The sequence below is a fragment of the Deferribacter autotrophicus genome (genome assembly GCF_008362905.1).
GTDB lineage: Bacteria > Chrysiogenota > Deferribacteres > Deferribacterales > Deferribacteraceae > Deferribacter > Deferribacter autotrophicus.
On the sequence record NZ_VFJB01000009.1, the window covers coordinates 12,887 to 35,201 of the forward strand.

Annotated in this window: 22 protein-coding genes; all 22 read right to left on the reverse strand. The window is 34.8% G+C overall.

Translation table 11 applies throughout. The features are described from left to right. Nucleotides 1-2: 2 nt before the first annotated feature. Nucleotides 3-590 (reverse strand): TRAP transporter small permease subunit, encoded by a 588-nt coding sequence (locus FHQ18_RS10495; protein WP_149267134.1) that lies wholly within the window; start codon nt 588-590, stop codon nt 3-5. 52 nt (nt 591-642) lie between these two features. Then, nucleotides 643-1,695, reverse strand: coding sequence for a TRAP transporter substrate-binding protein (locus tag FHQ18_RS10500; RefSeq protein ID WP_149267135.1), 1,053 nt, complete (start codon nt 1,693-1,695; stop codon nt 643-645). Nucleotides 1,696-1,734: 39 nt separating this feature from the next. Continuing rightward, nucleotides 1,735-2,511, reverse strand: a complete 777-nt coding sequence (locus tag FHQ18_RS10505) for a putative hydro-lyase (RefSeq protein WP_188020396.1) — start codon at nt 2,509-2,511, stop codon at nt 1,735-1,737. Between the two features lies 1 nt (nt 2,512). Further along, the gene (locus FHQ18_RS10510; protein WP_149267136.1) at nt 2,513-4,081 is read right to left on the reverse strand and encodes a hydantoinase B/oxoprolinase family protein; all 1,569 of its coding nucleotides are present in this window, start codon (nt 4,079-4,081) and stop codon (nt 2,513-2,515) included. A gap of 9 nt (nt 4,082-4,090) precedes the next feature. Next, on the reverse strand, nt 4,091-6,058 hold the full coding sequence (locus FHQ18_RS10515) for a hydantoinase/oxoprolinase family protein (RefSeq protein ID WP_149267137.1): 1,968 nt from the start codon (nt 6,056-6,058) through the stop codon (nt 4,091-4,093). Then, nucleotides 6,058-6,966 carry a GntR family transcriptional regulator gene (locus FHQ18_RS10520; RefSeq protein ID WP_149267138.1) on the reverse strand — a complete coding sequence of 303 codons (909 nt, stop codon included), beginning with the start codon at nt 6,964-6,966 and terminating at the stop codon, nt 6,058-6,060. Before FHQ18_RS10520 ends, FHQ18_RS10515 begins: the two co-directional genes overlap by 1 nt. 137 nt (nt 6,967-7,103) lie before the next feature. After that, the gene (locus FHQ18_RS10525) at nt 7,104-7,739 is read right to left on the reverse strand and encodes a CBS domain-containing protein (protein ID WP_149267139.1); all 636 of its coding nucleotides are present in this window, start codon (nt 7,737-7,739) and stop codon (nt 7,104-7,106) included. Nucleotides 7,740-7,753: 14 nt separating this feature from the next. Further along, complete coding sequence (locus FHQ18_RS10530; protein WP_149267140.1) at nt 7,754-8,752, reverse strand: histone deacetylase family protein; 999 nt, start codon at nt 8,750-8,752, stop codon at nt 7,754-7,756. Nucleotides 8,753-9,148: 396 nt separating this feature from the next. Then, entirely contained in the window at nt 9,149-9,931 is a 783-nt protein-coding gene (locus tag FHQ18_RS10540) for an RnfABCDGE type electron transport complex subunit B (protein WP_149267142.1), read from the reverse strand. Between the two features lie 17 nt (nt 9,932-9,948). Next, on the reverse strand, nt 9,949-10,530 hold the full coding sequence (gene rsxA / locus FHQ18_RS10545; protein WP_149267143.1) for an electron transport complex subunit RsxA: 582 nt from the start codon (nt 10,528-10,530) through the stop codon (nt 9,949-9,951). An 885-nt stretch (nt 10,531-11,415) separates the two neighbouring features. Beyond that, nucleotides 11,416-12,021 (reverse strand): electron transport complex subunit RsxE, encoded by a 606-nt coding sequence (gene rsxE, locus FHQ18_RS10550; RefSeq protein ID WP_149267144.1) that lies wholly within the window; start codon nt 12,019-12,021, stop codon nt 11,416-11,418. Then, nucleotides 12,018-12,575 carry an RnfABCDGE type electron transport complex subunit G gene (locus tag FHQ18_RS10555; RefSeq protein ID WP_246798749.1) on the reverse strand — a complete coding sequence of 186 codons (558 nt, stop codon included), beginning with the start codon at nt 12,573-12,575 and terminating at the stop codon, nt 12,018-12,020. The genes rsxE and FHQ18_RS10555 overlap by 4 nt, the downstream gene beginning before the upstream one ends. Then, on the reverse strand, nt 12,568-13,563 hold the full coding sequence (locus FHQ18_RS10560) for an RnfABCDGE type electron transport complex subunit D (RefSeq protein ID WP_149267145.1): 996 nt from the start codon (nt 13,561-13,563) through the stop codon (nt 12,568-12,570). Before FHQ18_RS10560 ends, FHQ18_RS10555 begins: the two co-directional genes overlap by 8 nt. Continuing rightward, nucleotides 13,550-14,857, reverse strand: a complete 1,308-nt coding sequence (rsxC, locus tag FHQ18_RS10565) for an electron transport complex subunit RsxC (protein WP_149267146.1) — start codon at nt 14,855-14,857, stop codon at nt 13,550-13,552. The genes FHQ18_RS10560 and rsxC overlap by 14 nt, the downstream gene beginning before the upstream one ends. Before the next feature lie 8 nt (nt 14,858-14,865). Further along, on the reverse strand, nt 14,866-15,315 hold the full coding sequence (locus FHQ18_RS10570) for a deoxycytidylate deaminase (RefSeq protein ID WP_149267147.1): 450 nt from the start codon (nt 15,313-15,315) through the stop codon (nt 14,866-14,868). After that, the gene (gene glyA, locus FHQ18_RS10575; RefSeq protein ID WP_149267148.1) at nt 15,312-16,568 is read right to left on the reverse strand and encodes a serine hydroxymethyltransferase; all 1,257 of its coding nucleotides are present in this window, start codon (nt 16,566-16,568) and stop codon (nt 15,312-15,314) included. The genes FHQ18_RS10570 and glyA overlap by 4 nt, the downstream gene beginning before the upstream one ends. Then, the gene (gene rpiB / locus FHQ18_RS10580; protein WP_149267149.1) at nt 16,565-17,044 is read right to left on the reverse strand and encodes a ribose 5-phosphate isomerase B; all 480 of its coding nucleotides are present in this window, start codon (nt 17,042-17,044) and stop codon (nt 16,565-16,567) included. The genes glyA and rpiB overlap by 4 nt, the downstream gene beginning before the upstream one ends. A 178-nt stretch (nt 17,045-17,222) precedes the next feature. Then, nucleotides 17,223-18,131 carry a quinolinate synthase NadA gene (nadA, locus tag FHQ18_RS10585; RefSeq protein ID WP_149267150.1) on the reverse strand — a complete coding sequence of 303 codons (909 nt, stop codon included), beginning with the start codon at nt 18,129-18,131 and terminating at the stop codon, nt 17,223-17,225. 4 nt (nt 18,132-18,135) lie between these two features. After that, nucleotides 18,136-18,915, reverse strand: a complete 780-nt coding sequence (locus FHQ18_RS10590; protein ID WP_149267151.1) for a TIGR00282 family metallophosphoesterase — start codon at nt 18,913-18,915, stop codon at nt 18,136-18,138. An 88-nt stretch (nt 18,916-19,003) separates the two neighbouring features. Then, a complete protein-coding gene (rny, locus tag FHQ18_RS10595; RefSeq protein WP_149267383.1) occupies nt 19,004-20,563 on the reverse strand; it encodes a ribonuclease Y in 1,560 nt (519 codons plus the stop codon). Further along, complete coding sequence (locus FHQ18_RS10600; RefSeq protein WP_149267152.1) at nt 20,563-21,105, reverse strand: 5-formyltetrahydrofolate cyclo-ligase; 543 nt, start codon at nt 21,103-21,105, stop codon at nt 20,563-20,565. Before FHQ18_RS10600 ends, rny begins: the two co-directional genes overlap by 1 nt. Next, on the reverse strand, nt 21,092-22,312 hold the full coding sequence (locus tag FHQ18_RS10605) for an AAA family ATPase (RefSeq protein WP_149267153.1): 1,221 nt from the start codon (nt 22,310-22,312) through the stop codon (nt 21,092-21,094). Before FHQ18_RS10605 ends, FHQ18_RS10600 begins: the two co-directional genes overlap by 14 nt. Between the last annotated feature and the right edge of the window lie 3 nt (nt 22,313-22,315).

The following is a 22,315-nucleotide window of genomic DNA, read 5'->3' on the forward strand; positions in this document are numbered from 1 at the left end:
CCCTAAGCTGCTTTTTCCTTTTCTATTTCCTCTTCTAAAGTAGAAGCTCCTCCTACATTATAAGCTTCTAAATAATCCTTCTTAACTATTAATATTAAAATCCTTAATAACATTATAAATACAACCACTACAAAGAAAATGAGACTAATAATCCATAAACCCTGAGGAATCCAAAGAGGCGTGTGCAATGGTGTATTAGCTACAGATTTTTTCTCCCATGACGTATAAAAAAAGTGATAAGAATAATAAGTCAAAGGTACAAAAAATATTAACAACGACAAATAAGAAAGCACATCTAAAATAAGTCTTAGTTTTAAAGAAAATTTGTTGTATAAAATATCAATACGAACATGTGCTTTTGTTAAAAGGGCATAAGCAAAAATCCATCCACTCATAACAGCAAGAGTATAACTTGAAAGTTCAATTGATCCCCTTATAGAATAAGAAAACAGTTTCCTCATTAAAACATCTGCGCATATAAAAAATGACATAAAAAATAGAAGTAGACCCTGTATTATAATTCCATAAAAACAAATTTTTTTTACAATAAATAATCCTTTTTCACTGACAGTGTCTAAGAACTGTAACATCACCACTCCTCATAAAAAAACATGAGGTGTGAAAAACACACCTCATGACTGTTTATTTGTTTGCTTTTAACCCTACTACTTTTCCAATAGTATCATTCCATTTTTCTACAATATCAGGAGTCACTTGTTTTGCCCAAGCTGGTAACACGTCATTTACCAATATTTTTTTCGACAACTGCATATCTTCTTTTTTAATATCAACTAGTTTTAACTTATTAGGTTTTCCATAATCGCATTTTCCTATGCCTGTTAAACAATTAATTCCCTGTACAGTTTCCTCATCAGCATCTTCCCAAGCAGGAATCTCTAATTTTTCTTTAATTAATTTACTCAGAAGTTCTTGCTCTGATTTGCTAAGACTGTTCCATACATCCATGTTCATTACTGTGATAACATAATCCCAGCCTCCAATAGGCAATGGATATAAATAATTAGTAACATCACCCCATCCTGCAGAATATCCTGACAAAGATCCAGTAACTGCACAATCAACTACTCCCCTTTGTAAAGATGTAGCCACTTCACTAAAGCTAATTGTCACTCCTGTTGCACCCAAAGCATCAATAAATTTTGAAGTAGTCCAACCACTTGCTCTAATTTTTTTACCTTTAAGATCTTTTAAACCATCAATTTCTACTCTACAAAATAATACCTGAGCTGGATATGGAACAACAGCTAATAATTTTGCATTAAACCTTTTTTCAATAATATCTTCCATAACAGGTCTGTAAGCTTCTACTACTTTTTTAGCTAATTCAAGATCAGGTGCTAATGCAGGCAAATCCAACCCAGCTAATCCTGGAGCATCTGAAACAACATAATCAGCTACAGTTGATACAACATCAAATACTCCATTATTCATAGCTCTTAATACAGAAGCTCCTTTAAGCTTCACTTGGCCTAAAGAACTCATAATTGTTTTTGTTTTTCCGCCAAAAGCATCAGGCAATACTTCTGTCCAAAATGGTTTTTCAAATTGCTTATAAAGAGCCAAACTGCTCCAGCTACCAACAACTCTTAAATTTTTTGGAGCTGCATAAAGTAGAACAGAAATACTTAGAAAACATAAAGCTAGCACAATTACTTTTAAGGATTTTACTTTCATGGACAACCTCCCTTTTTTTTATAACTGCTTTACTGCATTTTAAAACAATGCAAAATCTTGATTCTTCAGATCTGTTACAAACATATGCCCCGGAGAATGAGTAATCATAAAATCGATCTTTGAATTTACAGCAACAGCTTGAGGCGTAACTCCACATGCCCAAAAAACAGGTATATCATTTTCTTTTATTATTGGAGGATCACCATAATCTGGTTTATTCAAATTATATATACCTATCAACTCTGGATAACCTATATGTACTGGCGCTCCATGAACAGATGGAAATCGAGCTGTAATATTTGTAGCTTTAACTACCAAATCATATGGAATTGAACGCATACTTACAACTAAGGGGCCATGAAAAACACCTGCAGGATTTGTCTGAATATTAGTTATATACATAGGAACATTTCTATTTGCCTCAATATGTCTCACAGGTATACCAGCTTCCAATAATGCCCACTCAAAACTAAAACTACACCCTAATAGAAAAGCAACTAAATCATCATTCCAGTATGATGTTATATCAATAGGTTCATCTACAAGTTTTCCCTTTTCATACACTCTGTATTTTGGAATATCAGTTCTTAAATCAGCATTATCCGCAACTTGTTTTGTATATGGTGAGCCAACATCTGTCACTTCTAATAACGGACAAGGTTTTGGATTTCGTTGTATGAACAACAAAAAGTCAAATGCATATTTCTTTGGAAGCACAACTAAATTAGCTTGGGCATATCCTGGTGCAACACCAGACGTCTGTCCTACAAATTCACCGTCTCTAATTTTTCTTCTTATTTTTTCAGACTCCTTCATGTTACACCTCGCTTTTTCCAAAACCACCACCACCCGGTGTCTCTATCCTAATAATATCGCCTTTTTTAAGATTTATATTAAACTTACCAGGCATTTTCTTCTTTTCACCATTTGAAATAATTATATTTTCTCCAGATTTCCCAGGTTCACCCCCATTCAAGCCATAAGGACTGAACCTTCTCCTCTCTGTAAGCATTGTCACTTCTGCATCATTTAACAATCTTATTTGTCTTACAATTCCATCACCACCTTTAAACCTACCCTTTCCTCCAGAATCTTTCCTGATACTGTATTCTTCCACCATCATAGGATAGGTAAATTCAAGAGCTTCAACCGGTGTATTAAGAGTGTTTGTCATATGAGAATGCACTGCTGATTCACCATTTGCAAAACTGCATCCCCCCATGCCACCACCAATAGTTTCGTAATAGGTAAAAGGCTGATCATTTCTCTCATCAATACCGCCTATTGTTATATTATTCATAGTCCCCTGACTTGCTGCAGGTATCTCATTTGGTAGAGCCTTGGAAAGAGCACCTAGCAATACATCAACTATTCTCTGCGATGTTTCTACATTCCCTCCCGCTACACTGGCTGGGAATTTCGCATCCACTATACTCCCTTTACGAGTTTTCAGAATAATTGGTCTTAACAATCCAGCATTTGTTGGAATTTCATCTTTAACAAGCGATCTGAATACATAAAGAACTGCCGAAAGTGTAATAGAATAAACAGCGTTTACACTACCTTTTACCTGATCATCAGTTTCGCTAAAATCCACAACTACATTATCATCATCTACAGTTATTTGAACAGCAATCTTTATCTTTTCTCTATCAATTCCATCATCATCCATGTAATCTTCAAATTTATATGTTCCATTAGGAATATCTTTCAGTCTGCTTTTCAAAATTTTCTCAGAATAATCCATTATAGCTGTTGCATAATTTTTCACCATATCAAGTCCATAACCAGCAACTAACTCCTCGATTCTTTTAATACCTGTCATATTAGCCATAATTTGGGCAGTAAAATCCCCTTCCCTCTCATATGGTGTTCTCACATTGTTAAGCAAAAATTTCATCAGAGGTTCGACTATTTCTCCTTTCTCCACAATTTTTAAAGGAGGAATAATCAACCCTTCCTGGAAAATTGAAGTGGATAGAGGCATTGATCCTGCAGTCATACCTCCTATATCTGCATGATGAGCTCTGTTTGCTACAAAAAACTGTGGTTTTTCCTGCCCTAAAAACACTGGTGCAACAATAGTTACGTCTGGAAGGTGTGTCCCCCCTTTATAAGGATCATTAAGAATTACCATATCACCATCTTTCAAATCCACATTTTCAATTGCAGACTTTACACTCATTGGCATTGAGCCAAGATGCACAGGGATATGAGCTGCTTGTGCAATCATATCTCCATTCTCATCAAAAATCGCACAGGAAAAATCCCTTCTCTCTTTAATATTTGGTGAAAAGGCTGTCCTATTTAGTGTAACCCCCATTTCTTCTGATATGGATACAAATCTATTTTTGAAAACTTCCAATAGAATAGGATTTATTTTCATTACAGCACCTCACACATTGATTATTAAATTTTCAAAAGGATCCACCTCTACCAATGAATTTGGTGGAATAACTATTGTTGATGAGTATTCTATTACTATCGCTGGGCCTTCAAATTTGTTCCCATATTGTAGAAAATCTCTATTAATTACTTTTGCAGTGGCCTCTTTTCCATCGAAAATTACTTTTGTATCGCCAAGCAATGCTTGTTCTGATATTTTTTCAACTCTTTTTGTTTTCCTCTCAAATTCAGGCTTTTCCATTTTCCCTCTTGCTCTCAACCTCAAGTTTACAATCTCAACCCGCTTATCATAATTTGCATAACCGTACAGTCTCTTGTGATATTCATGAAATGTATTCACATAATCTTCAGTAAATGGTACTATAATTTCATAGGATTGCCCAAAATATCTCATATCAAGATATAATTCTAACGTAATATTTTCTTTTTCAATTCCTTCATTCAACAAGTCTTCAACACCCTGTTTTTCCAATTCAGCAAAATAACTTTTCAACTCATCAAAATTTAATGCTTCTTTCAGCATAATTGTCTTTGAATAATCCTTAATAATATCTGATAGTATCATTCCAATGGCAGATAATATCCCAGGATTCTTGGGCACAAACACTCTTGGAATACCCAGAAGTTTTGCAAGAAAAGCTGCGTGCATACCACCTGCTCCGCCAAATGAAAACAGGGTAAATTCTGAAGGATTGTATCCTCTTTCCACCGAAATTACTCTAATTGCGCGCTCCATATTGGTATTAGCTACTTCCAAAACCCCTTCAGCAAGCTCAACTTTTGAAAGCCCAAACTCTTTAGCTAAACTATCAAAGTATTTTTCAAGTCTATCTCTATCAAGCTTCATACGCCCGCCTAAAAAATGATCAGGAATAAGTCTTCCAAGGTAAAGGTTTGCATCTGTAACAGTAATCTGTTCACCTTTTCCATAACATATAGGTCCAGGATCAGCCCCGGCACTGATGGGCCCAACTCTCAGAGCACCACCTTCATCCTTGTATGCTATTGAGCCTCCACCCGCACCTACAGTATGTATATCAATCATAGGAACTTTTACTGGGAATCCATCTATTTCTGATTCTACTGTTAATGGAAGACCACCATCTATTAATGCAACATCAGAGGAAGTACCTCCCATATCAAAAGTAATAAGTTTTTCAAAACCTGCCATTTTCCCTATTTCAAAAGCACCAACAGCTCCGCCTGCTGGCCCCGACAAGATGGTTCTTACAGACTCAGTCATTGCAACTTCTGCAGAAATAATACCGCCATTTGACTGCATTATTCTCAATTTGCTTCCTTCCGTTAAATTATCCTTTATATGGCTTATATATCTATCCATCTTTGGTGAAACATATGCATTAATTACTGTGGTTGAAAGCCTCTCGTATTCTCTAAACTCAGGCAATATTTCACTGGAAAGACAATAATGAAAACCATGTTTTCTTAAATACTCACCAACAATCTTTTCATGCTCACTATTTAAAAAGGAAAATAAAAAACAAACTGCCACAGACTCTGCTTCAAAAGCTTTTAACTTATCAATTACCTTTTCAATATCCTCAATTTTAATATCTTTTACCACCTCCCCATTTGCATTTACTCTGCAATCAATTCCAAATTTCATCGATGAAGGTACAAGTGGCTTGTTTTTTTGATAATACAAATCATATAAATTTTTTCGATTTTGTCTCCCTATCTCAATAACATCTTCAAAACCTTTATTGGTAATAAGAGCAGTATTTGCTCCCTTCTTTTCTAAAATTGCATTTGTCGCAACAGTAGAACCATGGGTAATATTTCCAGGTTTTCCCTCAAGAATATATTCAAGTCCTTTCAGTACAGCTTCCGCAGGATTGTGAGGTGTTGATAAAATCTTGTAGACTCCCCATTTTCCGTCTTTCCTATAAATAAAATCTGTAAATGTTCCACCGGTATCTACACCAACGATTATCATTAACTCCTCCTATTATCTTTTACAATATCGATAAGCATATTTATTCCATCATCATCATGAAACCTTGAATATACGATCAGGTTTTTTACTTTGCTAAACAATTTCTGATTTGATTCATAAAGATGTTTTAAAGTTAATACATATTTTGCTTTATTAATAAGCTCTTTTTTTTCGCTAATATCATCTAGAGTAACAAAAATTAAATTTTTATACTTTCTTTTCAAAGCATGATAAGAATTTTCAAATCTTTTTTTCATTTCCTCATTTATTGTAATAACTAGGATTGTATCTGACAAACTCACCTTTGAAAAATTAATCAAAGAATCGATAGGCGGAGTAATTTTTAGCGGAAATATCTTAATTACACTATTAGCATAATTTTCAAGACGTTTTAGACAGTAATAAGTAGTAATAAGCAAACCTTCTTCAAGATACCCTTCCTCTAGCCTTTTTAACGCTTCAGAAATCAAAATAGGTTGTATTTCAACACCAAGATATTCTTCAAGCTCTCTTCTTCCTACATATAAATTTAAATAATCTTCATCTACATAATATATATCGGTCTCAACATCTCGATTTATAGCGTTATAAAAGGCAAAAAGAAGTTCATCATTAAAAAATCCGCCCCCTTTCATTTTGCTAACAATTTTAGAGATTTCATTCAAGAATATATGAAAATTATTCTTTTTATTAAACATTTCTTTATTAATCTTAAAACCTTTACCTCTTAATGAAACAAAATACCCCATTTTTTTCATTTCAGAGAAAACCTGCTTAACAGTGTTAATATTAACACTTAATTCCTCTGCAACATCATTTAATTTGTAAAAATGATTTTCGTCGCCAAAGAAAAATAGCTCTAAAAGTCTCATTTTTACAATTGTTGTTTTTGTCAGAATGTTATCCATGGCCCAAAAATAAAATACTGTTTATAAAATTTCAATAATTAAATCTATTTTAATAACTTTTTGGTATTTTTTTCAAAAGTTAAGAAACAAAATAATCTATAAAATTATCAATCAAAGATAATTCATTATACTTTTTCTTATACTTTCCAGGGGTGGTAAATTTCAAACCCTTTAGATTCAAGATGTTTTTCTACTTTATGTTTAAATAATCCATCAAATCTGATTGAAACTATCCTTTTATTATCACCGGTATTTGAAACTATCACAGAAATAATGTTTATCCCAAGCTCTTTAAATTCTCTTGCAAGATGCTCCAGCATACCTGGCTTGTCTTCTAGCACTACATCCACTCTACTACCTGGCTCTTCAAGCCCCATAATCGAAACCATTGCTTTAAGGATATCGTATCTTGAAATTATTCCTACAACTCTCTCTTCATCATCTATCACAGGCAATGCACCAATTCTACCCTGATAAATATAAAGAAGAGCATCCTCCAATGTATCATTTTCATTGATAGAAACCACCTCTGTTGACATAATCTCTTTAACAAACTCAGGTTTTTTGCCAAAATTTTCTCTTTCATCAACCTTAGAAGTTGGTAATACTTCTCTAATATCGCTTTTAACAACTATTCCAATCAGTCTCTTTTCATCATCTATAACAGGTAGATGCTTCACATTTTTTATATTCATAATGTATGCTGCAGTCTCTATTTTTGTATCAGGAAAAACAGAAATCACATTTTTTGTCATCCAATCTTTAACAAACATAGCAACCCCTTTTATTAAAAAATACCAAATATTTCATCCGTAATAAACAAATCATATACATCTATCATTTTGTCATCACTCAAAGCATCAAGAAAGTTTAAAACACATTTTGATAATATATCAGGTTCATATCCACCTTCAAGGGTAACAAGTAAATGCCCTTCACAAAATTTGTCACTTAAGTATTTTAACGCATAACCAATTTTTCTGTATAAGGAAGTACTATATCTTAAATCACCAATAATATCATCTTTATGTCCATCAAATCCTGCAGAAACAAGTAAAATTTCAGGTTTAAATTCATAAAACGCAGGAACAACTTTTTCAAGAAATACCTTACCAAAATCATTATCATCTGCTTCAGGTTTTAATGGAATATTGCGTGTAAACCCAGAGCCAGCCCCTTTACCTTTTTCAAAGAAACGACCAGTACCTGGGAATAAAAATGTCGGATGCTCATGAATACTTAGATAAAACACCGAATCATCTTCATAAAAAATATTTTGCGTACCATTGCCATGATGAACATCAAAATCAAATATAAGTATTTTACCAACACCATGTATCTTTTGTAAATACTTTGCAACTAGAGCAATATTATTGAAAAAGCAAAACCCAAGAGCCTTGTTTGTATCTGCATGATGTCCTGGTGGTCTTCCTGCCACAAATATCTTTTTCGGTTCATTTGACACAATATAATCAGCTGCAAAAAAATGCGCAAAAACATTTCTAACTGCCACATCAAAAGAATAACTGCAAATAGAATTATCTTTATGCATAAAATATTCGTTTTTTTTGCAAGCTGTTCTAAATTCATCAATATAAGGCTTCGTATGAACTAATGAAAGCAATTCCAAATCATAATCATAATCTGGTATTAAAAAATTTATGAAATCTAAAATTTCTGAATTCTTAAGAGTAGCTATAAGTTTTTTAAGGCGCTCAGGACTTTCAGGGTGACCTTCAAATGTTTTATGCTCCAGAAAAACTTCATCAAAAACCAGATTTACCAATTAAATAATTCTCCTAATTCCACTTTTATTGTAGAGATGTTTTGCTATACACCCCTACATTGTTGTCAATTATATGGATAGTTTCGTGAATATGGTTTGGCGCTATAACAAATCCATCTATTTCAATGTTGTCCCTAATTTCAGATGTTTTTAACCACTCATTTCCAACATTTTCACAGAATCTATTTAAGAATACTTTTTCGTTTTTAATATTCCCCAAAAATAATAAATAATTATATGTACAAATGGTAGGGTATAACCCGGGGTATGTATAATCGTATCCCCCTAATCTGATTGAACGCCGCTTAAAAATATTCAAATTGTATTTCGCCATAATATTTCTGTATAGACAACTGTAGGGGTACGGTGCACCCTGCCCCTACAAACATATTGACTTCAAAGCTTTACAATTGCCTTTGTAGGGCAAACCTCTTCACATTTTCCACAATTTGTACATTTTTCTGGTTGTATGTATGCTACATTGTTTTCCACTATTATAGCATCAACTGGGCAATTTTTTGCACACAATCTGCATGCAATACACCCTACAGAACACACTTTTTTAGTTTCTACCCCTTTATCCTTTGACGAACAGGTAACAAGATACCTTTTTTCAACATCAATAAGTTCAATTAAATTTCTCGGACATGCTTTTACACATAATCCGCAGGCTGTACATTTATCTTCGTCTACAACCGGTATTCCGTTTTCTCCCATTTTCAGAGCATCAAAATTGCAGGCTTTTACACAACTACCTCCCCCCACACATCCATAAATACAACCTTTATTACCACCACCTAATAACACAATGGCATGACAATCTAACGGACCGTAATAATCATACTTGGAAGGACACTCGTTATGGCCGCCCCTACACTTTATTTTTGCTACTTTTCTAACAGAAGCACCAACCTCCAGTCCTAGAAGTTTTCCAATTTTTTCAGCCAACTCAGCTCCACCTACCGGACAGGCAGTTGGTGGAGTGTCTCCAGTTACGATAGCTTCAGCTAGAGCTGAACAACCGGGATATCCACACCCTCCACAATTTGCTCCAGGCAAAAGTTTATTGACATCTTCAATTCTCGGATCCTTTTCTACGCTAAACTTTTTTGATGCCAAAAGCAGCCCAAAGCCTGCTGCAAAACCAGAAGCACCAACAACAATTATAGCTTCAATCATCTATTTACCTCTTACTATTATATTTTTACCAATCCAGAAAAACCCATAAAAGCAAGTGCAAGAATACCTGCAGTAATAAATGCTATTGGCAAACCTCTAAAGTAAAAAGGGATATCTGATAATTCAATACGCTCCCTAATCCCTGCAAAAAGCACAAGAGCAAGTCCAAAACCCAAAGATGAACCTATAGTAAATACAAGCATCTGAAGAAAATTAAACTTAAATTGTATATTGAGTAATGCAGCCCCGAGTATTGCACAGTTGGTAGTTATCAACGGCAAAAATATACCAAGGCTCTTGTAAAGAGCTGGTGAAGTTTTCTCAATTACCATCTCCACAAACTGTACTAAAGATGCAATCACGAGAATAAACACAATAGTTTGTAAATAACCGAGATTTAGTGGATTAAGAACGGTATACTGTATTATCCACGTAATAACACCAGCCATAGTCATTACAAATGTCACGGCAAAGGACATCCCTATGGCAGTATCAAGCTTTTTGGAGACCCCGAAAAAAGGACATATTCCTAAAAATCTACTTAAAACAAAGTTGTTTACAAGAACAGCACTTATAAAAATAAGTATTAACTCTTTCATATCACACCCTTATCTCACTAATTAGTTGCCACTTTTTAAGTGGCAACTAATTTATAGTAAGTGATTTATTTCAATTTTGCAATAAAAATTCCCCTGAAGTCACCCCAAAATTTGCAAAACATCAATTCATTAAGATAGAGGAAAAACATTTTTCTCATTCTCTTGGGAACATCACGTTTTGCTCAAAGATATGTTCCTCTAAACCACCGCCGTTATGGTTCTAAATGTAGGGGCAGTTCATGAACTGCCCCTACATCAGAAAAATATTTTTCTACGAACCAATAAAACTAAAATTTGTAAATAAATGGGGTGACTCTAGAAATGTTCGTTTTTGTTTGTTATTGATGCACTATGAGATTGCTTCCCGAGCACCTAATTTGAAAAATGATGATGTTTGAGCTGGTTTTGTTTGGAAATGGGATATGGTATTTGCGAAATGAGTCCTCATGTTAGGTGCTCGGTCGCTGGTGACGACATTACCGTCATCGCGAGGACCAAGCACCTAACATCTTAAGTGCTCGGGACGAAGCGTTCTCTTTTAATTAGTTCCTGCTTTTTAGTAAATTAGTTTTCATGCAAAAACTAATTTGGGGTTAGCACCCCCTTTAAACCCCCCTAATAAGGATAAAACTTAGTTTTCTATAAAAAACTAGTTTTCATAATAACTAGTTTGGAGATGAAAGTTTTTAGTTTACCACGTTTTATGGTTTAGAAGTAAAGTATTTTTATATAACTTTTTAATATAAAATTAATTTAAAAACATAAATCTATTATTTTTACTTAGTTCTCACTTTTTCAGTGAGAACTAAGTATGGGATAAAAACTAACAAAACCATAAAAAAATATTATTTATTAATTAGTTGCCACTTTTCCAGTGGCAACTAATTAAGTTACAGACTTTTTATTTCTCTTATCATCCAAATAATTTATAATAAAAAGTAAAAATCCTAATGCCAAAAACGCCCCTGGAGGTAAAATCATAACGATTGCTGGACTAAAACTCTCTCCCAATAAATTTACGCCAAGAATAGAGCCGTTACCGAGAAGCTCCCTAACACATCCCAGAACAAAAAGAGCAAATGTAAAACCTAAACCTATACCAAAACCATCTATTAAAGAATCCATCACATTATTTTTAGAAGCAAAGCTTTCAGCCCTACCGAGTATTACACAGTTTACAACGATCAAAGGGATAAATAACCCCAAGCTCTTGTGTAAACTGTGAGCATATGCATTCATAAGTAAATCTATCATTGTAACAAAACTTGCAATCACCACAATATAAGCAGGAATCCTCACTTTCGAAGGAATAAAATCTTTTATCAAAGAAACTACAATATTGGAGCATACAAGCACTGCAGTGGTAGCAAGCCCCATCCCTATACCGTTTTTTGCTGAAGTGGTCACAGCAAGGGTAGGACACATCCCCAATACTTGCTTAAAAACTGCATTGTTTTTCCAAAACCCTTCTGTAAAAATCCTCATTTTCATTTTGAGCCCTCCAGGACATTCTTCACTATAAACTCTAGCCCATTCTTTGCAGCTTCACTAACAGCACGAGGACTAATTGTAGCACCACTGAATTGATCAATCACACCACCATCCTTTTTCACTGCAATTTTATCTTTCAGAGTAAGCCCCTTAAATTCATCCTTAAACCACTCCTCTTCAATCTTCGAGCCAAGCCCAGGTGTTTCAGCATGCTTTAAAATTTCGATACCGGAAATTTTTCCGCTAGTATTCACACCCACAAGCACTACAATACTACCGCCATACCCTTTTTCAGAAACAGACTTCACCGCATACCCAACAACCTTTCCACCCTTTTTAGCTACAAATACTGTCTTATCTCTTATCTTTTTTATATCTTTATCGGGAGAATTATCATATTCAGGTAATACTACTTTTAATGCTTTCAGCAACTCCAATCTGTATTGATACTCAATCTTCTCTTTGGTCATAGAATTGACAATTGCAAGAGCAGTGGCAGCAATTACACCAATCACAGTCAAAACAAATACCATTTTAAATCCGTTATCACGCACTGGTAACCTCACCAAAACTTTTTGGTCTTAGATAATAATCTATCAAAGGAACGAAAGCATTCATAATAAGGATAGCAAAGGAAACCCCTTCGGGATATCCGCCAAACAATCTAATCACTGCAGTTAATATACCGCAACCGATACCAAAAATAATCTGCCCTTTCTTTGTAACAGGACTTGTAACCATATCAGTAGCCATAAAAAAAGCACCAAGCATCAAACCACCTGAAAAAAGATGAATTACAGGATTCAATGTTTTTTCAGGAGTAAACAACCAGTAAGGAACAACAATAACTAAAAATGCAACAATAAAACTAACCGGTATATGCCAGGAGATTATCCTTTTATAAAGTAAGAACAAACCACCCAAAATTATTGCAATGGCAGAAATTTCACCCAGTGAACCACCCACATTACCTAAGAACAGATTACTTACATTGGCAATTTCACTTGATACAATTTTTCCATAGGTAAGCACTTCTGTTTTTGACTGCCCAAGTGGTGTTGCTACACTAACCGCATCAATCATAAATTTTTGCGTAATAGGTACAGGTTTTATCCAATTTGTCATCTGAGCTGGCCAAGAAATGAGTAAAAACACTCTTGCCACCAACGCAGGATTAAAAGGGTTTTGTCCAAGACCACCAAAAACCTGTTTCCCCACAATAATAGCAATAAAACTACCCACAAGTATTAACCACCATGGACTTGAAGGAGGCAAATTCATGGCAAGCAAAATGGCTGTCACTAGTGCCGAATTATCGTGTAAGGTTATCTTTCTTTTGCTGATTTTTTGAAATGCAGCCTCAAAAAAGAGAGTAAAAATTATCGTTAAAAGATACGTTCTTATAGCATAAAAACCGAAATAGTAAATGGATACACCCATGGCGGGGATTAAGGCATAAACTACATAGAGCATTATTTTGTCTGTTTTTAAATCATCCCTCTCATGAGGGGAAAAGGTAACGAATAACTTATTTTGCTGCATCTTTCTTCTGCCTCATCATATTCATTATTTCTCTTTTTGCCGTTTTAAAATATCCTACAAGGGGTCTTCTTGAAGGACATACATAACTGCAACAACCACATTCAATACAATTTAAAACATGCCATTCACTCAATCTTTCATACATCTCGTTTACAGAAAATTGTTCCATTATGGCAGGTACAAGTCCCATAGGGCATGCTTCCACACATCTACCGCATCTAATACAGTTATTCATTGATAAATCAGGCAAATCCGTATCTCTATACACAATAATACCGCTTGTCCCCTTCATTACAGGAGTATCAAGATTAAAAAGGGCAAACCCCATCATCGGCCCACCCATTACAATCTTCTTAATATTTCCAAGGGGACCACCGCAAGCTTCTATTAACTTTCCCACAGGCACACCGATAGGCACAAGAAGATTTTTTGGCTCTTTCACTGCCCCGGTAATGGTAACCACCCTCTCCAGAAGCGGCTTTCTCATCTCACAAGCTTCATATACCGCAAGACACGTTCCTACGTTGTGAACAATAACACCCACTTCCAGAGGCAATTTCCCTTCAGGAACAACCCTATTTACTGTCGCTTTTATGAGCTGTTTTTCACCACCTTGAGGATATTTTACTTCTAAAGGGATTAACTCAAAATCGTATTCACCTTTTAAACTTTCAAAAGCGCTAATAGCATCAGGTTTATTTTTTTCAATACCGATAATCAACTTCTCAATTTCAAGTTCACTCTGTATTAGTTTTGCACCCTTCAAAATTTCAGCAGTCTTTTCCACCATTAACCTATGGTCACAAGTAAGATAAGGCTCACATTCAGCACCGTTAATTATCAGATAATCTATCTTTTTAGGCGGAGATAATTTCACATGAGATGGAAAAGTAGCCCCACCAAGACCTACAATTCCTGCAGCAAGAACCTTATCCTGGAACTTACTAACCTCATCAATGGGAACAAAATCATCATCAATCTCGGTAACTTTAATCCTTACAGAAGGAACACTACCCATTATTGGATGAGGGGCATTTTCAATATTTACCACTTCCCCTGTTACAGAAGAATGGATATTAGAACTGACAAACCCTTTCGATTTACCTATAAGCTGTCCTCTCTTCACAGTCTCTTTCTTCTTTACCACAGCTTCAGCAGGCGCACCTATATGCTGAATGAGAGGGATAACGACTTCATCACCCACATTTAGATTAAATTTTTCAATCTGTTTACCGGAAGTTTTCTCTTTGTTGTACTTTGGATGAATACCACCTTTAAAACCAAAATACGGCATATTTCACCTTATTTTTTGTATTTTTTATGTTCCACAATGATATCTGTTTTAGCCAAAAGCTCATCTGCAAGGGGATCGTTGTAATCTTCTTCGTAAACAATTCTTTTTATCCCCGCATTAATAATCATCTTCGTACAAATGGAACACGGTTTTGTATTTGTATATATCGTGCTCCCTTTTATGGATACGCCGTGATATGCCGCTTGTATTATGGCATTCTGCTCGGCATGTAGCCCTCTGCATAACTCATGCCTTTGACCTGATGGTACATTCAACTTTACCCTCAAACACCCTACCGCTTCACAATGAGTAATATTCCTTGGTACTCCATTGTATCCTGTGGCAAGAATTTGCCTATCTTTTACAATAACAGCTCCTACCTGCCTTCTCAAACAGGTGGAGCGCTTTTTGACAACATTTACAATTTCTAAAAAGTATTCATCCCAATCAGGTCTCAATACAGTACACCTTTATACAATGGATATTTCTCACAAAGAGCCAAAACCTCTTTTTGTGTATTTTTAATAACTTCTTCATCATTAATATTTAAAAGCACATCGGCAATTAAATTGCCAATTGTTTCCATAGCATCCTCTTTCATACCTCTGGTTGTTACTGCAGGTGTTCCTATTCTAATACCACTGGTGATAAATGGACTTCTTGTTTCAAATGGGATTGTATTTTTATTTACTGTAATATTCGCTTTACCGAGAGCTTCTTCAGCATCTTTACCTGTAATATCTTTATCCGTCAAATCCATAAGTATTAAATGATTGTCAGTACCACCAGAAACGAGCCTAAAGCCTCTATTTTTCAATGTTTCTGCAAGGGCTTTTGCATTTTTAACAATTTGTCGCTGATACTCTTTAAACTCTTCATTCATCGCCTCTTTCAATGCTACTGCCTTAGCTGCAATAACATGCATAAGGGGACCACCTTGAATACCTGGAAAAATTTGAGAATTTATTTTCTTTGCATGTTCTTCCTTACAGAGAATAAGGCCACCCCTTGGCCCTCTTAATGTTTTATGTGTAGTTGTAGTAACAAAATCAGCATAAGGAACAGGAGATGGATGGACACCGGCAGCCACAAGCCCTGCAATATGCGCCATATCTACCATAACATAAGCGCCAACTTTATCAGCAATTTTTCTAAATGCTTCAAAGTCTATAATTCTAGGATACGCACTTGCACCTACTACGATCATTTTAGGTTTGTGTTCCAATGCAAGGCGCTCTACTTCTTCGTAATCAATGGTCTCGGTTTCTTTATCCACACCATATGAGATTACATTAAAAAATCTTCCAGAAAAGTTCACCGGACTACCATGAGTGAGATGACCACCATGAGTTAAATTCATCCCTAAAATAGTATCACCTGGCTGCAATACAGAGAAATACACTGCCATATTCGCTTGACTACCTGAATGAGGCTGTACATTTGCATGCTCTGCACCAAATAGCTCTTTAGCTCTATCTATGGCAAGTTGCTCTGCAATATCTACAAATTCACAACCACCGTAATATCTCTTACCAGGATATCCTTCGGCATATTTATTTGTCATTATTGAGCCTTGAGCCTCTAACACTGCAGAAGAAACAAAGTTTTCACTCGCAATCAACTCTATATGAGTTTCCTGCCTTTCAATCTCTTTTATCAAAGCATTATAAACTTCTATATCAATTTTTTTTACATTTTCGTATAAATTCATTTATTTCCCTCCAAATATTCTTTCCAAAATTTTGCTGCCAATTCATCTATTTTGTTGATTCTTCTTAAATGCCTTCCCCCTTCAAATTCCGTATTTAACCATGTATTTAAAATATCTTTTGCAAGCTCTACCCCTATAATCCTTCCACCAAGAGCCAGTAAATTAGCATTATTGTGAAGCCTACTCATCTTTGCTGTAAAAGAATCCCAGCAAAGTGCAGCCCTTACACCTGGAAATCTATTTGCAGTAATCGATATACCAATCCCTGTACCACAAAGTATCACTCCTCTCTCCACTTCCCCTTTCGAGATAGCAACAGCCACTTTATATGCATACTCTGGATAATCCACAGATTCTTCGCTATATGTACCATAATCTTTTACAGTGTATCCCAAGCTTTCCAGGTATTTTGAGATTTCAGATTTGAGATGAAAACCGCCGTGATCTGAGCCTAAAGCTATAACTTTTTCACTCATAGCAATCCCTACGTTTTATTTTTAATGAGTCATTGTTCTATAATCTAAAACCTTTACTATGTCAACATAAACAAATTTATGTTTCAAGTGCTAAGCGTTAAGTGAAAAGTTTTGAATGTAATAGTTCAATAACACTTAGCACCAAAAACTCAAATTCTTCACTTACACTTACGCTTTATCAATAATTTCTTGGTATATCTAACATTCTTTGAATAGATTTTAAAGCTTTTTTCCTGATTTCCTCATCAACAGTTATAACATACCGTTCTTTTATAAGAGCATCGTAAACTTTACGCAAAGTTGTCTTTTTCATATTTTGACAAACAAAGTTTTCATAAGCAAAGATAAATTCTTTATCTGGATTTTCTTTCCTCAATCTATATCCCACACCTTGCTCGGTACCAATGATAAAACGCTTTTTGTTACTCTCTTTAACGTATTTATAAACACCTGATGTGGAACAAACATGATCTGCTATATCTATGACATCGGGTGGACATTCAGGATGCGCCACAAAAACAGCATCAGGATACTGCTCTTTAAGCTTTAGCACCTGTTCTTTCCTTACTTTATGATGGATTGGACAAAAACCCTCCCAAAGAATTACTTCTTTATCAACAAATCGAGATACATAATGGCCAAGATTCTTATCTGGAACAAAAATAATTTTATCTGAATCAAGGGAATTTACTACATTAATTGCATTTGCGGATGTACAGCATATATCACTTTCTGCCTTTACTTCTGCTGATGTATTTACATAACAGACAACCGGTACGCCAGGATGTTTCTTTTTTAACTCTCTGAGCCCTTCAGCTGTCACCATATCAGCCATTGGACATCCAGCATCAATTTCTGGTAACAATACCTTTTTATCAGGAGAAAGGATATACGCTGTTTCCGCCATAAAATGGACACCACAGAATACAATTGTTTTTTGCTTTACTTTTGATGCCTCAATACTCAAACCTAAAGAATCACCTGTAAAGTCCGCTATTTCTTGAATATCATCAATTTGGTAGTTATGGGCCAACAATACAGCATCTTTCTCTTTCAGTAATCTTCTAATTTCTTTTTTAATGTCCATAAAATTACCCCTCAATTACTTTAAAAATTTTTTTAAAATCTCTTACCTTCTTTGTATCTTTGTCGATATAAAAAACTACGGCATTAAATACCATTTTTCCTTTCTTTTCAACCTCAAATTTTGAAGGTATTCCAGTTAAAAAACGATTAATCGGGGCATTCTTCTCCATCCCTATCACAGAATCAAGTGCTCCACACATTCCAACATCTGAAATATAAAATGTTCCCTTTGGAAGTAATCTGTCATCATTGGTTTGAACATGTGTATGAGTACCGATTACTGCTGCAGCCCTGCCATCCACATACAGACCAAAAGCATTCTTTTCGCTGGTTGCCTCAGCATGAAAATCCACCAATACCACAGTTTTTGATACTTTATCATATATTTCGTCAAAAACTCTGAAAGGGCAGTCGGATAACGGCATAAAAACTCTGCCCATTAGATTAATAACGGTTATTTCCATATCTCCCACTGTCACTGTAATAAAGCCAGCCCCCGGCACTCCTTCAGGATAATTGGCTGGTCTTATGAGATATTCCATTTCATCAAGTTGATTTGCCGTTTCTTTTTTATCCCAGATATGATTACCGGTAGTGATTATATCAATCCCTTTATTTCTCAACTCCTTATAAATTTTCTCATTTATACCGAATCCACCTGCAGAATTCTCACCGTTGGCTATTACCAAATCGATACCATATTCATATTTTATAGAATCAAGAAGAGCAGATACAACTTTTCTACCTGCTCTTCCTATAAGATCACCTATAAAAAGTATATTCATTTCAGTAACACCCTATTTTTTCTAACAGACTTATAACAAAGTCTAAATATTTTCTTACACTTAACCATTGGACAATACTGTTATTCATTTATTTTGCATACTCCACAGCTCTTGATTCTCTAATAACGACAACTTTTATCTGTCCGGGATATGTAAGCTCTTCCTCAATTCTTTTGGAAATATCCCTTGAAAGTGTAATAATTTCATCATCTCCAATTTTATCAGGTTCTACAATGATTCTAACCTCACGACCCGCCTGAATGGCAAAACTTTTATTAACCCCTTCAAAAGAACCTGCAATTTCTTCTAACTTCTCTAATCGCTTGATATAAGATTCAAGCACTTCTCTTCTAGCTCCTGGCCTTGAAGCTGAAATTGCATCAGCAGCTTGAATTAATACAGATTCCACAAATTTAAATTCTTCTTCACCGTGGTGAGACAAAATAGCGTTTATCACCATTGGATGTTCATTATATTTTTTAGCTATTTCCACACCTATCTCTGTATGTGAACCTTCACTTTCCTGGTCAATTGCTTTACCGATATCATGTAAAAGTCCTGCTCTTTTGGCAAGTTTTTCATCCAAGCCAAGCTCAGCAGCCATAATTCCAGCAATTTTTGCCACCTCAATTGAGTGAGCAAGAACATTTTGACCATAACTTGTTCTATATTTTAATCTACCTATCAACTTTAACAGCTCAGGATGAATATTATGTAGTCCAAGATTAAATGCTGTTTCTTCACCAACTTCAAGTATGTATTTTTCTAATTCAGCTTTACTTTTTTCATAAACTTCTTCAATCCTAGCTGGATGTATCCTTCCATCGGCAATCAATTTTTCCAGAGTCAATTTAGCTATTTCCCTTCTAAATGGGTCATAAGATGACAATATAACTGCTTCAGGTGTATCATCAACAATGATATCAACACCGGTAATACTCTCAAATGTTCTAATATTTCTACCTTCACGACCAATAATTCTTCCTTTCATCTCATCATTTGGCAAACTTACAACTGAAACAACAACTTCCCCAACATACTCAGGAGCACATCTTTGAATAGCTGTGGCAATTATACTTTGAGCCTTCTTCTCAGCCATCAATTTTGTTTCTTCTTCTATCTCTTTCAAAGTCCTTGCGGCTTCTTTTTTAGCCTCAGCCACCATCTCATTAATAAGCATTTCTTTTGCTTCATCGCGGGTCATTCCAGCTACTTTTTCAATTTCATTTAATAGCTGACTTCTTAAATTTTCAGCCTCATCCATTTTTTCTTTAACTTGCTGAAGTTTGTTTTCTAATTCTTGCTCTCTCTTTGATATTAATTCTTCTTTTTTATCAACAAGTTCTAGCTTTTTATCAATTGTTTCTTCTTTTGAAATAAGTCTTTTTTCCTGCAGTTGAAGTTCTTTCCTTTTCTCTTTAACCTCTTTTTCAAGCTCTTGTTTACCTTTAAATATTATCTCTTTTGCTTCAAGTTTTGCTTCTTTAACAATCTCATCCGCTTCTCTTTTTGCTCTGTTAATAATTTCTTCTGCTGTTTTATTCAGCCTAATGTTTTCATTTTCATTCTTTTTCTTCTGAATAATTATTCCAAGCAAAAATCCAATAATTAAACCAGCGACAGCTAGTAACACATACAACCAAATCATCATTCGCCTCCTAATATTCTTTTTTCAGTAATAATCAAGTCTAGTTTCTCATCATGATTATCCACAGGCAGTTTCTTAACCACCTGAAAGTCGTAGGCAAAACCCACACATATTTTTCTTTTCACAGACTTTAAAAATCTGTCGTAGTACCCTTTACCAAACCCAAGTCGATAACACTCTTCATCAAAAGCTAAACCTGGTACCACAACCACATCAAATTCACACACATTTAATTTTTCTGTCGGTTCAAAAATTCCATAAACATTTTCATTCATTTCACTAAAATCAGTAAATTCACCAACATAAAACTCATCATCATGTAAAATTGGCAAATAAATCTTCTTTTTTTCCTTTCTTAGATGACTGATTAATTCAATAGTTCTTACTTCATTGTTAAAACTATAATAAAGAAGATATTTCTCATAATTTCCATGCATAGATAAGAACTTATCTACAATTACTTTACTCTTTTTCCTAACCTCCAAATCACTCATATTACTTCTTAAATCTTTAAACCTTTTACGTAATTCATTCTTGTTCATACTTCTCAGTTCCCCAAAGTCGTTTAAGCCTTTCCAAAAATTTTGATTCAAACCCCACTTTTAAAGGTTTATAAAACAGAATGTTCTCATCACAGTATGCCTGTTTTACAAAACCGCCGTAATCAAAAGGATACTTATACTTTTTACTATCTGATCTTAAATGATCAGGTGGTATAGGATTATTTTTTTCTAAAAATTTTTCACACTCTTTTACAGCAATATAAGAACGGTTACTTTTTGGACATGACGCCAAATACGTAACAAGTTGGGACATAATAATTTTACCTTCAGGTAAACCTACTTTTTCAAATGCTTCATAGGCTGCATTTGCAACAACAAGAGCATCAGGCATTGCATTTCCAATATCTTCTGAGGCAGAAATAAGAAGCCTCCTAAAAATCACCCTTGGATCCACACCACTTTTTAAAAGTTTCAAACACCAAAGTAATGCAGCGTCAGGATCGCTTCCTCTAATACTTTTAATCATTGCTGATAATGCATGATAATGCTCATCCTTTGAATACCTGAAATTATAAGGAAGCCTATCAAGCACTTTCCTATCAAATATCAAAACACCATCAACCCTTTCAGCTATCAGCGCTGAATTTTCAACAAAAATCAGTAACCTTCTGATATCACCATCAGCAGTCTCAAGCAAAGATTCAACAAATTCATCTTCAACTTTTACATCTTTGACAGCAAATTCTTTTTTAACCCATGAAACCCCTTTTTGAAAAATTTTCTCAAGGGTTCCTCTGTCAGGTTTGTTTAAATTGAATAAAAGGCTTCGAGACCTTAATGGTGGAATCAAGTTATAATAAGGGTTTTCAGTAGATGCCCCAATTAGTTTTATATACTGCTCATCAATTATGTTTAAAAGTAAATTTTGCTGAGACTTACTGTAATGGTGAATCTCATCAATAAATACAATTGACTGTCGGCCAAACCCCTTTGTTTCTTCTACAATTCTTCTAATATCAGCCGCACTACTGTTTGCCGCATGCAATCTGTAAAAATTCAATGAGTGGTATTTACCAATAATAGAGGCAATGCTCGTTTTTCCACTACCAGGGGGGCCAATTAATATTAAAGATGCAAAATCACCTCTTTCCACCACTCTTCTAAATAGAGTGTTTTCACCTGTAAGGTGATCCTGACCTATAATATCCTCAAATTTTTCAGGTTTTAAAGCTTCTAATATTTTCATAGC

Excerpts from the sequence above, each read along its gene's own strand:
- FHQ18_RS10520 (WP_149267138.1), bottom strand. The coding sequence starts at position 6,966 with ATGGATAACATTCTGACAAAAACAACAATTGTAAAAATGAGACTTTTA.
- FHQ18_RS10600 (WP_149267152.1), bottom strand. The coding sequence starts at position 21,105 with ATGAACAAGAATGAATTACGTAAAAGGTTTAAAGATTTAAGAAGTAAT.
- FHQ18_RS10525 (WP_149267139.1), bottom strand. The coding sequence starts at position 7,739 with ATGTTTGTTAAAGATTGGATGACAAAAAATGTGATTTCTGTTTTTCCT.
- nadA (WP_149267150.1), bottom strand. The coding sequence starts at position 18,131 with ATGGACATTAAAAAAGAAATTAGAAGATTACTGAAAGAGAAAGATGCT.
- FHQ18_RS10605 (WP_149267153.1), bottom strand. The coding sequence starts at position 22,312 with ATGAAAATATTAGAAGCTTTAAAACCTGAAAAATTTGAGGATATTATA.
- rpiB (WP_149267149.1), bottom strand. The coding sequence starts at position 17,044 with ATGAGTGAAAAAGTTATAGCTTTAGGCTCAGATCACGGCGGTTTTCAT.
- rsxC (WP_149267146.1), bottom strand. The coding sequence starts at position 14,857 with ATGCCGTATTTTGGTTTTAAAGGTGGTATTCATCCAAAGTACAACAAA.
- FHQ18_RS10540 (WP_149267142.1), bottom strand. The coding sequence starts at position 9,931 with ATGATTGAAGCTATAATTGTTGTTGGTGCTTCTGGTTTTGCAGCAGGC.
- glyA (WP_149267148.1), bottom strand. The coding sequence starts at position 16,568 with ATGAATTTATACGAAAATGTAAAAAAAATTGATATAGAAGTTTATAAT.
- FHQ18_RS10505 (WP_188020396.1), bottom strand. The coding sequence starts at position 2,511 with ATGAAGGAGTCTGAAAAAATAAGAAGAAAAATTAGAGACGGTGAATTT.
- FHQ18_RS10510 (WP_149267136.1), bottom strand. The coding sequence starts at position 4,081 with ATGAAAATAAATCCTATTCTATTGGAAGTTTTCAAAAATAGATTTGTA.
- rny (WP_149267383.1), bottom strand. The coding sequence starts at position 20,563 with ATGATTTGGTTGTATGTGTTACTAGCTGTCGCTGGTTTAATTATTGGA.
- FHQ18_RS10500 (WP_149267135.1), bottom strand. The coding sequence starts at position 1,695 with ATGAAAGTAAAATCCTTAAAAGTAATTGTGCTAGCTTTATGTTTTCTA.
- FHQ18_RS10495 (WP_149267134.1), bottom strand. The coding sequence starts at position 590 with ATGTTACAGTTCTTAGACACTGTCAGTGAAAAAGGATTATTTATTGTA.
- FHQ18_RS10560 (WP_149267145.1), bottom strand. The coding sequence starts at position 13,563 with ATGCAGCAAAATAAGTTATTCGTTACCTTTTCCCCTCATGAGAGGGAT.
- rsxE (WP_149267144.1), bottom strand. The coding sequence starts at position 12,021 with ATGAAAATGAGGATTTTTACAGAAGGGTTTTGGAAAAACAATGCAGTT.
- FHQ18_RS10515 (WP_149267137.1), bottom strand. The coding sequence starts at position 6,058 with ATGATAATCGTTGGTGTAGATACCGGTGGAACATTTACAGATTTTATT.
- FHQ18_RS10590 (WP_149267151.1), bottom strand. The coding sequence starts at position 18,915 with ATGAATATACTTTTTATAGGTGATCTTATAGGAAGAGCAGGTAGAAAA.
- rsxA (WP_149267143.1), bottom strand. The coding sequence starts at position 10,530 with ATGAAAGAGTTAATACTTATTTTTATAAGTGCTGTTCTTGTAAACAAC.